A 12,774-nucleotide genomic window follows, 5' to 3' on the forward strand; every position below is an offset into this window, starting at 1 on the left:
TCATGCATCGCTATAAATTCGTTCTGACCCGACCGCTGCAGTTCCTGCCGGTCATTTTCGGCATCAGCGTCATCACCTTCATTCTGGTTCGGCTGATCCCTGGCGATCCCGCACGCAATATCCTCGGCACGCGGGCGACGCCGGAGGCACTTGCCAATATCCGTGCCCAATACGGCCTCGACCAGCCGATGTGGCTGCAATATGTCTATTTTCTCAAGAACCTTGCCAATGACGAGATGGGCAAATCGATCCTCTACAAGATCGACGTGCTGAAACTGATCGGGACACGCATCGAGCCGACGCTGGCGCTCGTTGCCGCAAGCGTCGTCCTTTCGGTGCTGATCGCGGTACCGATGGCGGCGATCGCCGCGCGCAATGCGGGCGGTGCGGCCGACCATGCGGTGCGCATCGTCTCGACCTTCGGTATCGGTTTTCCGCCTTTCTGGCTGGGACTGATGCTGATCATCCTATTCAGCGTGGAGTTCGGCCTGCTGCCGGTTTCAGGCTATGGCGCAACCATCGGTGACAAGCTTTCGCATCTGGTGCTGCCGAGCCTGACGGTGGCGCTGGCGCTGTCGACCGTCCTGACGCGCAGCCTGCGGGCGGCAATGATCGACGCACTGAAATCGGATGTCGCGACGGCGGCGCGCGCCCGCGGCATGCCCGAAGGCATCGTCTTCTGGCGGCACGTGCTGCCGAATTCGCTGGTGCCGACGATCAACCTGCTCGCCGTCAACATTGGCTGGCTGATCGGCGGCACGGTTGTGGTCGAGAGCGTCTTTGCGCTGCCCGGCATGGGGCAGCTCCTCGTCAGGGCGATCTTTTCGCGTGACTATATGGTGGTGCAGGGCGTCGCCATGGTCTTTGCCTGCGCCACCGTGCTGATCAACTTCATCGCCGACATCGTCACCGTTGCCGTCGATCCGAGGGTGAAGCTATGAGCATCGAGGCGACAGCACCCGCGTCCCCTGGCTGGCGCCGCCTTCTCGGCCGGCGGCCGATGTTTGCCGTTAGCGCCGGCGTGCTGCTGTTCTTCATCCTGCTGGCGCTTGGCGCGCCTCTTATCGCGCCCTATGACCCGATCATGCAGAATGCCGAGGTGCGCCTGCAGGCGCCTTCGCTGCTTCACCCCTTCGGCACCGACAATTTCGGCCGTGACATCCTTTCCCGCGTCATCTGGGGTGCGCGCATCGATCTGCAGATGGCGCTGATCGGCGTCCTCTTCCCCTTTCTGATCGGCACGACGGTCGGCACGATCGCCGGTTTTTTCGGCGGCGTCGTCGACGCGCTGTTCATGCGTCTGGTCGATATCATTCTTGCCTTTCCCTTTCTCGTGCTGATGCTGTCGATCATCGCGATCCTCGGCCCGGGCCTCGGCAGCTTCTATATCGCCATGGCGCTGGTCGGCTGGGTTTCCTATGCGCGGCTCATCCGGGCGCAGATGCTGGTGCTGAAAAGCAGCGACTATGCCGTTGCTGCCGTCAGCCTCGGCTTCAGCCGCCCGCGTATCATGTTCCGCCATTTGCTGCCGAACGCGATCGCCGGCTCGATCGTCTTTTCCATGTCCGATGCGACATTGGTGCTGCTGAGCGGTGCGGCCGTCAGCTATCTCGGCCTCGGCGTCCAGCCGCCGATCGCCGAATGGGGTGTCATGGTCGCCGAAGGGCAGAGCTTCATCACCACAGCCTGGTGGATCACCCTGTTTCCCGGCCTCTCCATCGTCTGCCTCGCCTTTGGCTTCAGTATGCTTGGCGACGCGCTCGGCGAATTGCTGGGAGTACATGAATGAGCGGCTCCGTACTGTCAGTCCGCGATCTCACCGTCAGGGCGCATCTCGATTCCGGCCCGCGAACGCTCATCGATGCGGTCTCGCTCGACCTCGGCCGCGGTGAAATTCTCGGCCTCGTCGGCGAGAGCGGCTCGGGCAAGAGCTTGCTCTGCCGCTCGCTGGTGCGCCTGCTGCCCTCCTCGCTGCTGAAGATCGAAAGCGGGAGCGTGCTGCTCGAAGGGCGCGACCTGACGCCGGTCGACGATCGCGAGATGCTGAAGGTGCGCGGCGGCGAGATCGGCATGATCTTCCAGAACCCGACCAGCCATCTCGATCCGGTCATGCGGATCGGTGACCAGATCGCCGAGGGCATCCGCTACCATCAGGGCCTCGGCGCCCGCGAGGCTCGCGCCGCGGCGGTGGAAATTCTCGCGCAGGTCGGCTTTCCCGACCCCGGCCGCCAGTATGACAGCTATCCGCATGAATTTTCCGGCGGCATGCGCCAGCGGGCGATGATCGGTGTCGCCCTGTCCTGCAACCCGAAGATCCTGATCGCCGACGAACCGACGACCGCGCTCGACGTCACTATCCAGGCGCAGATCCTGCGGCTGCTGATCGACATTCGCGACCAGCGCGGCCTGTCGATCATTCTGATCACACACGATCTCGGCATCGTCGCCCAGACCTGCGACCGCATCGCCGTGCTGCGCGGCGGCAAGCTCATCGAAGAGGGGCCGAAGCGGGCAATCCTGGCGCGGCCGCAGCATCCCTATACGATCAACCTGATCAACAGCCATCCTTCCCTGCCGGTCGGGATAGCCGCACCGACGCTCGAGCTTGCCGAGGTCAGGCGGCCGGCGAGACCCTTGCTGGAAATCGACGATCTGCACGTGCGCTTCAGAGCCGGCGGCAGCCTGTTCAAGGGCAGTGCCAAGACGATCAGTGCCGTTGCCGGCGTCAGTCTGCAGATCATGCCGGGCGAGACGGTCGGCATCGTCGGCGAATCCGGCAGCGGCAAGAGCACGCTTGCCCGCGCAATACTCGGCCTCACACCGCTTTCCTCGGGTCACGTGACCTTCGACGGCGTCGATCTTACGCTGCAGAAAAGCGCGGGCTTGGCAAAGCTCAGGCGCGAAACGGCGATGGTGTTCCAGGACCCCTATAATGCGCTCAATCCACGGCTGACGATCGGGCAGATGCTGGCCGAGGTGCTGAAGGTGCAGGGCAAGCTGGCGAAGGCCGATATTCCTGCGCGGATCGACGCGCTGCTCGATCTCGTCGGTCTCGAACGCGAATTCGCCCGCCGCAAACCGCGCAGCATGAGCGGCGGCCAGTGTCAGCGGGCCGGCATCGCCCGCGCCCTTGCCGTCGAGCCGAAGCTGATTATCGCCGACGAATGCGTGGCAGCCCTCGACGTCACCATCCAGGCGCAGATCATCGAGCTCTTCCGCGAGCTCACGGCGAAAATGAACCTCACATTGGTCTTCATCGCCCATGATCTGGCGATCGTGCGCAATCTCTGCCAACGCGTCGTGGTGATGTATCGCGGCGAGATCGTCGAGGAGGGCCGCTCCGACGAGGTCTTCGCGCGGCCGAAGCATGCCTACACCGCGGCGCTGATGGCTGCCATTCCCGACATCGATCCCGACAAGCCGCTGCTGCAAGGCACCGGCCGCAGGGAAGAGCCGCAATCCATATCCATCAAACGCATGCCATAACAAAGAAGGGAACGAACTGATGACAAACAGGTGGAAATCAATCGGGCTCGCCGCCATGCTCACTGGCCTGACGCTGAGTGCAAGCTATGCCGAGGCCGCCGGTGTGCTCACCATCGGCCGCCGCGAGGATTCGACGACATTCGATCCGATCAAGACCGCGCAGAACATCGACAATTGGGTGTTCTCGAATGTCTACGATGTGCTGATCCGCGTCGACAAGACAGGCACGAAGCTGGAGCCGGGGCTGGCCGAAAGCTGGACCGCCTCGGATGACGGGCTGACCTATACGCTCAAGATCCGCGACACGAAATTCTCCGACGGTTCGCCGCTGACGGCGGAAGACGCGGCCTACAGCCTGCTGCGCATCCGCGACGACCCTACCTCGCTCTGGAGCGATTCCTACAAGGTGATCGACACGGCGGTTGCGACCGACGCGCATACGCTGACGATCAAGCTCAAGAATCCGTCCGCGCCGTTCCTCTCGACGCTGGCACTGCCCAACGCCTCGGTTATTTCCAAGAAGGGCATGGAATCGCTAGGGCCCGATGCGTATGGCGAGAAGCCGATCGCATCCGGTGCCTTCGTGGTCGACGAATGGCGGCGCGGCGACCGCGTCATCCTCAAGAAAAACCCGAATTTCTGGGAAGCCGACCGCGTCAAGCTCGACGGCGTCGAGTGGATTTCGGTGCCCGATGACAACACCCGCATGCTGAACGTTCAGGCCGGCGAGCTCGATGCTGCGATTTTCGTGCCCTTCTCCCGCGTGGAAGAGCTGAAGAAGGATGCCAATCTGAATGTCGACATCGACGCATCGACACGCGAGGACCATCTGCTGATCAATCACGCGCATGGCGCGCTCGGCAAGAAGGAAGTTCGCCAGGCCTTGGACCTTGCCATTGACAAGAAGGCAATCGTCGACACCGTCACTTTCGGCCAGGGCACCGTCGCCAATTCCTACATTCCGAAGGGTGCGCTTTATTACTACGCCGACAACCTGCAGCGGCCCTATGATCCCGCAAAGGCGAAGGAGCTGCTGGCAGCTGCCGGAGCCTCCGACCTGACGCTGAATTACGTGGTGCGGGCCGGCGACGAAGTCGACGAGCAGACGGCCGTCTTGGTCCAGCAGCAGCTGCAGAAGGCCGGCATCACCGCCAATCTGCAGAAGGTCGACCCGAGCCAGGAATGGGATATGCTCGTTGCCGGCGACTATGACATCTCGGTCAACTACTGGACCAACGATATTCTCGACCCGGACCAGAAGACCACCTTCGTCCTCGGCCACGATTCCAACAACAACTATTTGACCAATTTTAAGAACGAGGCAGTGAAGGAACTGGTCGCCAAGGCGCGTCTCGAGCTCGATCCGAAGAAGCGCGAAGCGATGTATGTCGATCTGCAGAAAATGGCCAAGGACGACGTCAACTGGATTGACCTCTATTATAGCCCTTACATCAACGTCTCGCGCAAGAATATCGAGAACTTCCACCAGAACCCGCTCGGCCGCTTCTTTCTGGAAGACACGGTCAAGAACTGAGTTCGTGCAGCATGCAAAGGCTCCGCCGCCTTAACGGCGGCGGAGCCTCGCTCATTGCCGTGACAAGTGAATGATCGGCTTGCTTACTCGGCAGCCGCGAGCTTGTCCTGCGTTCTGGTTTCGAAGTCGCTGGCGTCGTGGCGCTCGTGCAACTGGCTCGACGGGTCGCCGGAGAGGCGGTTGACCATGCGGCCGCGCTGCACGGCGGGCCGGCTGTAGATAGTGTCGGCCCAGCGCAACACGTTCTTATAGTCCTCGACCTGCAGGAATTCGGCCGCCCCGTAGCTCCAGCCCTTCACCAGGCCGCCGTACCATGGCCAGATGGCAATATCGGCGATCGTATATTGGCTGCCTGCCACATATTCGCTTTCGGCAAGGCGGCGATCGAGCACGTCGAGCTGACGCTTCACTTCCATGGCGAAACGATCGATCGCATACTCGATCTTGACAGGCGCATAGGCGTAGAAATGGCCGAAGCCGCCGCCGAGATAGGGCGCGCTTCCCATCTGCCAGAATAGCCATGACAGGCATTCGGCGCGCTCACCCGGCTCGGTCGGCAGGAAAGCGCCGAATTTCTCGGCGAGATAGGTGAGGATGGCGCCGGATTCGAAGACGCGGATCGGCTTCGGACCACTGCGGTCCATCAAAGCCGGAATCTTGGAGTTGGGATTGACGGCGACAAAGCCGCTGCCGAACTGGTCTCCCTCGCCGATCTTGATCAGCCAGGCGTCATACTCCGCGCCGCTATGGCCGAGCGCCAACAGCTCCTCGAGCATGATCGTGACCTTCTGGCCGTTCGGCGTGCCGAGCGAATAGAGCTGCAGCGGGTGGCGGCCGATCGGAAGCTCCTTCTCATGTGTCGGTCCCGCTATCGGGCGATTGATATTGGCGAATTGGCCGCCATTCGCCTTGTTCCAGGTCCAGACTTTCGGGGGGATATAGTCGGAGGTACCGCTCATCTTTCAAACTCCTGGCATTGATCGGACAGAGCGCGACGCCTGTTGGGTCGCCGCATTTTTCCTGACATAGCAGAGGTGATGAGGGTTTGTCACAGCTATCGGAATGGTTTCACGCAAACGTCAGAGCTTGGCAAAGTTGCGGAAAACGACCGGTTCAGGCCGCCCCCTCGCCTTCATGGTTGACTGCCGTCCTGGTGCCGGAGGAGAACATGATCAGGGCGAAGAGCGGTTCGCTGCCGAGCGCGCGCGCCCAGTGCCTGACATTGCGGGGAATGCGGATCGCATCGCCGGCTTCGAGCCGATAAAGGGCGTCGCCAAGCTTGTGTTCGCAGCTGCCGGAGACGACGTAGAGAATCTCCTCGCAATCGGGATGCGAGTGCAGCTGGTTGCGCTCGCCGGGATTGATGCGGCAGGTGCCGAAGGTCATCTCGGCGCCGGGTGTGCCGTCGCCGGTGATCTTCCAGTTGAGTTCGCCCCAGGAGGTCGGCATGAATTCGCCGCCGGCTTTCCTGAAAATGATGTCGGTCTCGTTCAATACTGCGCCTCCGGTCAAAGATAGGAAGTGACGCCGGCATCCGTGCGTCTGTAGAATTCGAAGAGCTTCATGATCTCGCGAGCGATTTCGAGCGTGCCCCTTGATATCTGCGCGCCGGCAAGGATCGCGTCGGTCAGGTGCAGGATTTCGGGCACATAGCCGAGATAGAAGAGGTTGTTGTTATAGAGCTGTCCGAGCGAATGTTCGGGCTCATAGAACAGCGCCGCATTCTCGTCCGGCTGGATGAAGCTTGCGGCGCGGCCATAGGACGGCAGGTCCGCCTTGCGGAAATAAGTCAATCGGCTGCCGTTCTCGACAATGGCGTTGGCGCCTTCCCCGACGATCTCGACCCGTTCAAAAATGCTGCCGCCCGATTGGCCGGCGGCAAAATGCAGCGTGCCGATCGCGCCGGAGCGGAAGCGCAGGCTGGTGACGCTCGCGCCCGTCAACGGCTCCCATTCATAGCCCGCGCGCTCGATCTCGCCGCCGAGGAAATTGAGGATCGCGCCCGGATGGTAGATATGGTCGAGGAAACTCTGCATCTTGACGAGATCGGCGCGGTCTTCCGGTCTCGGCAGGCTCTGGGGATAACGGACGTTGATCGAGGTCAGCCTGCCGAATCCGGGCGAGCCGATCAGGTCCTTGAGCTTCTCGATCGTGGGGAAAAAGGTCTTCTTGAGACCGGTCATCACCATGCGCCCGGCCGCCGCACTTGCCGCCTGCAGCCTTTCGATATCCTCGAGACTCGCCGCTGTCGGCTTTTCCATCCAGACGTGGGCGCCCGACGCAAGTGCGTCGAGCGCAAGGTCGGTCGCCTGCACCCGGCCGTCGGGATGATAGGCGGTGACGAGGAAGACCAGGTCCGGCTTTTCCCGCATGAGCATCTCGCGATGGTCGGTATAGGCTTTGCCGGCGCCGAAGAGTTTAGCGAATTTCTCGGCGCGGCCGATATCGAGATCGCAGATGCCGGCGAGGTCCACGGGCGCATAGCGCAACGCCGGATAGACATTGCGGTAGGCATGGCCGCCGGCGCCGATGAAGCAGGCTTTGATGCGGTGATCGAATTCGAAATTGTAGCGGATTTCCCGCTGGACGTGGTGCGACATAGTCAGCCCTTGATTGCTCCCTGCGTCAGCCCCTCGGTGAAACGGCGCTGCATCAGGATGTAGAGAAGAATGATCGGCAGGAACGAAATGACCGTTCCCGAAAAGACCAGGCGGTAGTCGGAAGCATAGGTGCTGGCGAAACGCACCAGCCCGAGCGGCAGCGTCTGCACTTCGCGGCTGATCAGCACGATCAGCGGGAGGAAGAAATCGTTCCAGGTGGAGAGAGCGCTGATGATGACGAGCGCTTGGACCGCCGGCGTCGAGATCGGCAGAAAGACCTTGGTGAGGATCTGAAAATGCGAGGCGCCATCGATCTTGGCGGCTTCGATCAGATCGTCCGGCACGCCGATGAAGAAGCTGCGCATCAGGAAAATGCCGAAGGGAATGCCGTTGCTGACCTGCACCAGTACGATACCAGCAAGCGTGTTGACGAGGTTCAGCCCGAAGAGCACCTGGTACAGCGGGATGACGATCGCCTGGACCGGCACGGTCAGCCCGAGGATGAAGGCGTAGAACAGCCATTCCCGGCCGGGGAATCGGATCTTGGCAAGCGCATAGCCGGCCGGCGCGCAGGTGACGAGCGACAGAAGGACGACGCCGACGACGTTGATAAGGCTGTTGCCGACGAGCTCGCCGAAGCCGCCAATCTGCCAGGCGTCGAGATAATTCCGCCACATCAGGTCGGCGGGCCAGGCAAAGGGATCGGCCTGGCCGATCTCGGCCTCGGTCTTGAAGCTCGATATCAGCAGCCAGACGAAGGGGGCGAGGATCAGGATCAAGACCGGGGTGAGCGCCAGCGCCACCGGCCATTCGCGATTGCGCACACTCATTGGGAAAGCCTCGCGCGCCAGCGGTTGAAGACGATGGTAATGGCAATCGCAAGCAGGCTGAGCAGGATGCAAAGCACTGCCGCAAGCCCGTGATCCTGGGACTGGAAGGCAAGCCGGTAGATATAGGTCGTGATCAGCTCGCTCTGATAGAATGGCCCGCCATTGGTCATGACGAAGACCGTGGCGAAACCCTTCAGGCCGTTGATCATTGCCAGCGAGACCACGAAGGTCGTCACCTCGCGAAGCCCCGGCAGCGTCACATAGATCAGCTTCTGGAACGCGTTGGCGCCGTCCACTTCGGCCGCGTCGTAAAGCGAGTGGTCGATATTCTGCAGGCCGGCGATGAAGAGCAGCATGTAAAGGCCAAAACCCTGCCACGAGCTTGCGACATTGACGGAGAACAGCACGAGCGCGGGATCGGAAAGCCAGCCCTGCGTGAAGGCGCCGAGCCCGATCCGCGTCAGCGCCGTATTCAGCAGGCCGAAAAACGGATCGTAGATATTCGCCCAGATGACGCCGACGACGGCAAGCGAGACCAGATGCGGCAGGAAGAAAGCGGTGCGGAAGAAGACCTGCGTGACCTTGAGCCTGCTGACCGCAAGCGCCAGCAGAAGGCCGAGCCCGCCTGCCATCACCACGTGGTAGGCCAGCCAGATGAAGGTATGGCCGAGGCTCTTCCAGACGATCGGATCCTGCGCCGCCTTGGCGTAGTTGTCGACACCGACGAAGCTCGCGGACGTGTTGAAGCCGGCGGAGCTGTTGAAGCTCAGCCAGAAGGTGGCAGCGATCGGCAGCAGCGTGAAGACAGCATAGAGAGCGAGCGCCGGCGCCATCAGCCAGAATGCGGTGCCGGTATCGCCATCGGGCCAAGCCGAGCCTGCCGTCCGGCGTATGGACATACGGGCGGGATTGCCGCCCGTATGCCCCGCCATGGCAGGTGCAGTGCTGAGAGGAGCCACGGCCTTGCTTCCCGGCGTTTCTGGAATGGCCACTATTTCGCCTCTGTCATCTTCGTCTGGATCTGCTTCATGCCGTCCTCACCGCCGATCTGGCCGGAGATGAGACCCTGGATGACCTGGAAGTAGGTGTCGAGTACGGGGCCGGGCAGATAGACGCTCGGATTGTAGCCGACACCACCGGCGGCAGCCGCGAAGATGTCTTTGAGAACAGGGGTCGGTGGTTCTACGCCTGGGATTTCGCGCGGATAGATCATCGTGCTTGCCGGATCCTGCGCCCGTTTCTTCATCACAGCATCCGACAGCATGAAGTCGATCCACTTCATCGCAAGCTCCGGCTGTTTTGAGTTAACAGGCACCAGCCAGCTCCAGCCGACGCCGCCGGTCGGTATCGCCGCCCCCTTGACGTCGGAAGGCATGGGCGCATAACCGGCGTTGGCGAGGTCATAGCCGGCCTTACGGGCATTGGCGGTGAACCAGGGGCCGGCAACGAACATGGCGGCGCGCTTGTTGAACCAGAGGCGCGAGGCGCCGTCGAGGTCGAGACCCGCCATTTCCTTTTTGATGTAGCCCGCCTCGACCAGCTTCTGCAGCCGGACGGCGCCGGCGGCGACCGAAGGATCATCGAAGGCGATCTCGCGGCGCAGCGCCTTGCCGATCACGTCCTTGCCGCTCGCCGATTGCAGCAGATTGCCGAAGAGATGGCCGGCGCTGCCCGGCGTGCGCGGACCGATGGCGATCGGCTGCAGGCCGCTTTGCTCGATCGACTTCATTAGCGTTTCGAACTCGGCCCAGGTCGCCGGGATCTTCCAGCCCGCCTGCTCGAAAAGATCCTTGTGGTACCAGATGCCGAGAGCGTCGAGCCCATCGGGAACTTCGTAGATTTCGCCGCCGAACTGGCCCTTCAGTTCGGTGTACAGCCACGGATAGATCTCGTCCTTCCAGCCGCGCTTTTCATATTGTTCGGTGAGCGGCATGACCTGCTTGGCGTTCTTGACGACGCTGATGCGGCCGATGCCCGAATTGGTGAGGATGACGTCGGGGCCGGCATCCGACTGGATCGCCGCCTGCACCGCGCCGTTGCTGATCGTCCCGGTCGGCGGCATGAATTCGACGGCTACACCGGGATTGGCCTTTTCGAAATCGGCCTTGATGCCGTTCCACAACTGGGCGACCAGTGGTTCGGTGATCTGTTCCGGACCCCACATCTTCAGGGTCTCGGAATGCGCCGGCGAACTTGCGGCGATCATCGCTGCCAGTGCCGTTCCGCGGGCAAGAAATTTCAGCATTGTTCCCTCCTCCGGGCCGCTCCTCGGCCACGTTTTTCGCTTGTTGAGAGGAGACCTCCCTCTCCTTCATTCATCCGTCAAATCGCCGTTTTTCCTTCTGAAAGCGTGCCATGACGGCCTGCTGGACGTCGCTGATATGCGCGTGCATCAGTGCCTTGGCGCGGGTTATATCGCGCGACCGGAAAGCCTGCAGGATCTGATCGCGCTCCTCGGCTGCCCGCTCGGCGAGATCGCGGCTCTCATTGGCGATCGAGCGGCAGATCTGGATTTGCAGCGCGAGCCGTGCCAACGTTTCGACCAACGGGGCGCTTCCCGAAAGCTCGGCAATCGTCTCGTGGAATTCCTTGTCGCGGATGCCGTAGGTCGCCATGTCGCCGCGGCGCAGCGCCGCCACTGCCTCATCCAGAATACGTTCGAAACCGGCGATATGCCGGTCGCTCATCTGCGGAACGGCGAGCTCGACGGCGAAACACTCGAGCGTCTTGCGCAGCTCGTAGAGGTCGTCGATCTCCTTGGGCGTGAAGCTGCGTACGAAGAAGCCGCGATAAGGCTTGATCTCGATCAGCCCTTCCTTGGCAAGCGTGCCGATCGCTTCGCGGAATGGCGTGCGGCTGACCTGCAGGCGTTCCGTCAGTTCCTTTTCGTCGATCGAGACGCCGCTCGGCAGTTCGCCGGAAACGATCAGCCGAACGATTTCCTCGTAGATCCGCTCTCGAAGGGTCAGGTGGCGCGGTGCGTTCATGGTCTCCACTTCCGTCTGGTATTCGCGATTTAAGTATGCAATATACGAAAGAATATACAATATGGAAAATACAAAACCGGGAATTTTGTTGGAAAATCAGCGGGAGCTGGACCAAAAAGGGGAGGAAAACCAATGGGAAAGGTCTATATCGTCGGCACCTCAGACACCAAGGGCGCTGAACTGAACTACGCCAGGGAGGTGGTTCTTTCAGCCGGAACCGAGGCCGTTCTGATTGATGTCGGCACGCTTGGTGAGGGTGCGGGCGCCGATATTCCAGCGCGCGACGTCGCGGCATTTCATCCGGATGGTGCTGCGGCCGTGCTCGGGCAGACTGACCGGGGAACGGCGGTTTCGGCCATGGCCAAGGCGCTGACGGGTTTCCTGAAATCACGCAACGATATCGGCGCTGTGCTCGGCCTCGGCGGTACCGGCAATACTGCGCTGGTGACCGAGGCGATGCGGGCGCTTCCGATCGGCCTGCCGAAACTGATGGTCTCGACGGTGGCCTCAGGCAATGTGGCGCCCTATGTCGGCCCGAATGATCTGACCATGATGTATTCGGTCGTCGACATCGCCGGTCTGAATGCGATTTCACGCAGAGTGATCGGGAATGCGGCCAATGCCGCGGCCGGCATGGCCCGCAACCCCGTTCCCGCCTCCACGGATGATCGGCCGGGCATCGGCATGACCATGTTCGGCGTCACCACGCCTTGCGTGACCCAGGTCCGCGAGATGCTCGGCAAGACCCATGAAGTCTACGTCTTCCATGCGACCGGCGTCGGTGGCCAATCGATGGAGAAGCTCGCCGAATCAGGTCTGCTGCAGGGCGTGATCGACGTGACGACGACCGAGGTTCCCGATCTCCTTGTCGGCGGCGTCTTTCCCGCGACCGAGGATCGCTTCGGCGCAATCATCCGCACCGGCCTGCCCTATGTCGGCTCGGTCGGCGCCGTCGACATGGTGAATTTCGGCGCGCGGGAAACGGTGCCGGCGGCTTTCCGCGACCGCAGGCTTCACGTTCATAATGCGCAGGTGACCCTGATGCGCACCACGCCGGAGGAAAACGGCAGGATCGGCGCTTTCATCGTCGAACGGCTCAACCGCATGCAGGGCCCGGTCCGCTTCCTGCTGCCGCTTCAGGGCGTTTCGGCAATCGACGCCGTCGGTCAGCCGTTCCACGATCCGGAAGCCGACGCCGCGCTGTTTTCCGCCATCCGGACCGGCTGGCGCGACGCGCCAAACAGACGCCTCGTCGAGATAGATGCCCATATCAACAGTCCAGAATTTGCCGCAGCACTCGTCGCCAGCTTCCACGACATCCCTGCCTGAGGAGAGAG

The 12,774-nt window shown here is 61.9% G+C and carries 12 protein-coding genes; 5 read left to right on the forward strand and 7 right to left on the reverse strand.

The window, feature by feature from the left end; translation table 11 throughout:
- Nucleotides 1-2 precede the first annotated feature (2 nt).
- The 4 genes from AC13QO_RS21515 to AC13QO_RS21530 are packed head-to-tail and all read left to right on the forward strand — an operon-like array spanning nt 3 to nt 5,020.
- On the forward strand, nt 3-941 hold the full coding sequence (locus AC13QO_RS21515) for an ABC transporter permease (protein WP_488541757.1): 939 nt from the start codon (nt 3-5) through the stop codon (nt 939-941).
- Nucleotides 938-1,789: an ABC transporter permease gene (locus tag AC13QO_RS21520; RefSeq protein WP_285192422.1), complete on the forward strand. Its 852-nt coding sequence runs from the start codon at nt 938-940 to the stop codon at nt 1,787-1,789. Before AC13QO_RS21515 ends, AC13QO_RS21520 begins: the two co-directional genes overlap by 4 nt.
- Nucleotides 1,786-3,486, forward strand: a complete 1,701-nt coding sequence (locus AC13QO_RS21525) for a dipeptide ABC transporter ATP-binding protein (protein ID WP_488541758.1) — start codon at nt 1,786-1,788, stop codon at nt 3,484-3,486. Before AC13QO_RS21520 ends, AC13QO_RS21525 begins: the two co-directional genes overlap by 4 nt.
- Before the next feature lie 19 nt (nt 3,487-3,505).
- Nucleotides 3,506-5,020, forward strand: coding sequence for an ABC transporter substrate-binding protein (locus tag AC13QO_RS21530; protein ID WP_488541759.1), 1,515 nt, complete (start codon nt 3,506-3,508; stop codon nt 5,018-5,020).
- An 83-nt stretch (nt 5,021-5,103) separates the two neighbouring features.
- Here AC13QO_RS21530 and yghU read toward each other — a convergent pair whose 3' ends face one another.
- From yghU to AC13QO_RS21565, 7 genes are all read right to left on the reverse strand, one after another.
- Nucleotides 5,104-5,979, reverse strand: coding sequence for a glutathione-dependent disulfide-bond oxidoreductase (gene yghU / locus AC13QO_RS21535; protein WP_097599648.1), 876 nt, complete (start codon nt 5,977-5,979; stop codon nt 5,104-5,106).
- Nucleotides 5,980-6,133: 154 nt separating this feature from the next.
- Nucleotides 6,134-6,514: a cupin domain-containing protein gene (locus AC13QO_RS21540; protein WP_221112699.1), complete on the reverse strand. Its 381-nt coding sequence runs from the start codon at nt 6,512-6,514 to the stop codon at nt 6,134-6,136.
- 14 nt (nt 6,515-6,528) lie between these two features.
- Nucleotides 6,529-7,620, reverse strand: a complete 1,092-nt coding sequence (locus AC13QO_RS21545; RefSeq protein ID WP_488541760.1) for a Gfo/Idh/MocA family protein — start codon at nt 7,618-7,620, stop codon at nt 6,529-6,531.
- Between the two features lie 2 nt (nt 7,621-7,622).
- A complete protein-coding gene (locus AC13QO_RS21550; RefSeq protein ID WP_285192428.1) occupies nt 7,623-8,450 on the reverse strand; it encodes a carbohydrate ABC transporter permease in 828 nt (275 codons plus the stop codon).
- Nucleotides 8,447-9,382, reverse strand: coding sequence for a carbohydrate ABC transporter permease (locus tag AC13QO_RS21555; RefSeq protein ID WP_488541793.1), 936 nt, complete (start codon nt 9,380-9,382; stop codon nt 8,447-8,449). The genes AC13QO_RS21550 and AC13QO_RS21555 overlap by 4 nt, the downstream gene beginning before the upstream one ends.
- Before the next feature lie 59 nt (nt 9,383-9,441).
- On the reverse strand, nt 9,442-10,695 hold the full coding sequence (locus AC13QO_RS21560) for an ABC transporter substrate-binding protein (RefSeq protein ID WP_488541761.1): 1,254 nt from the start codon (nt 10,693-10,695) through the stop codon (nt 9,442-9,444).
- A gap of 70 nt (nt 10,696-10,765) precedes the next feature.
- The gene (locus tag AC13QO_RS21565; protein ID WP_183698255.1) at nt 10,766-11,437 is read right to left on the reverse strand and encodes a GntR family transcriptional regulator; all 672 of its coding nucleotides are present in this window, start codon (nt 11,435-11,437) and stop codon (nt 10,766-10,768) included.
- Between the two features lie 132 nt (nt 11,438-11,569).
- Here AC13QO_RS21565 and AC13QO_RS21570 point away from each other — a divergent pair, with 132 nt between their 5' ends.
- Nucleotides 11,570-12,766, forward strand: a complete 1,197-nt coding sequence (locus AC13QO_RS21570; protein ID WP_488541762.1) for a Tm-1-like ATP-binding domain-containing protein — start codon at nt 11,570-11,572, stop codon at nt 12,764-12,766.
- Nucleotides 12,767-12,774 lie beyond the last annotated feature (8 nt).

The organism is Rhizobium sp. CNPSo 3670 (assembly GCF_057784555.1).

Bases quoted from the DNA above. Each gene is read 5' to 3' on its own strand.
- AC13QO_RS21520 (WP_285192422.1), top strand. From the start codon at position 938: ATGAGCATCGAGGCGACAGCACCCGCGTCCCCTGGCTGGCGCCGCCTT.
- AC13QO_RS21570 (WP_488541762.1), top strand. From the start codon at position 11,570: ATGGGAAAGGTCTATATCGTCGGCACCTCAGACACCAAGGGCGCTGAA.
- AC13QO_RS21550 (WP_285192428.1), bottom strand. From the start codon at position 8,450: ATGAGTGTGCGCAATCGCGAATGGCCGGTGGCGCTGGCGCTCACCCCG.
- AC13QO_RS21560 (WP_488541761.1), bottom strand. From the start codon at position 10,695: ATGCTGAAATTTCTTGCCCGCGGAACGGCACTGGCAGCGATGATCGCC.
- AC13QO_RS21515 (WP_488541757.1), top strand. From the start codon at position 3: ATGCATCGCTATAAATTCGTTCTGACCCGACCGCTGCAGTTCCTGCCG.
- AC13QO_RS21530 (WP_488541759.1), top strand. From the start codon at position 3,506: ATGACAAACAGGTGGAAATCAATCGGGCTCGCCGCCATGCTCACTGGC.
- AC13QO_RS21545 (WP_488541760.1), bottom strand. From the start codon at position 7,620: ATGTCGCACCACGTCCAGCGGGAAATCCGCTACAATTTCGAATTCGAT.
- AC13QO_RS21565 (WP_183698255.1), bottom strand. From the start codon at position 11,437: ATGAACGCACCGCGCCACCTGACCCTTCGAGAGCGGATCTACGAGGAA.
- AC13QO_RS21555 (WP_488541793.1), bottom strand. From the start codon at position 9,382: ATGGCGGGGCATACGGGCGGCAATCCCGCCCGTATGTCCATACGCCGG.
- yghU (WP_097599648.1), bottom strand. From the start codon at position 5,979: ATGAGCGGTACCTCCGACTATATCCCCCCGAAAGTCTGGACCTGGAAC.
- AC13QO_RS21525 (WP_488541758.1), top strand. From the start codon at position 1,786: ATGAGCGGCTCCGTACTGTCAGTCCGCGATCTCACCGTCAGGGCGCAT.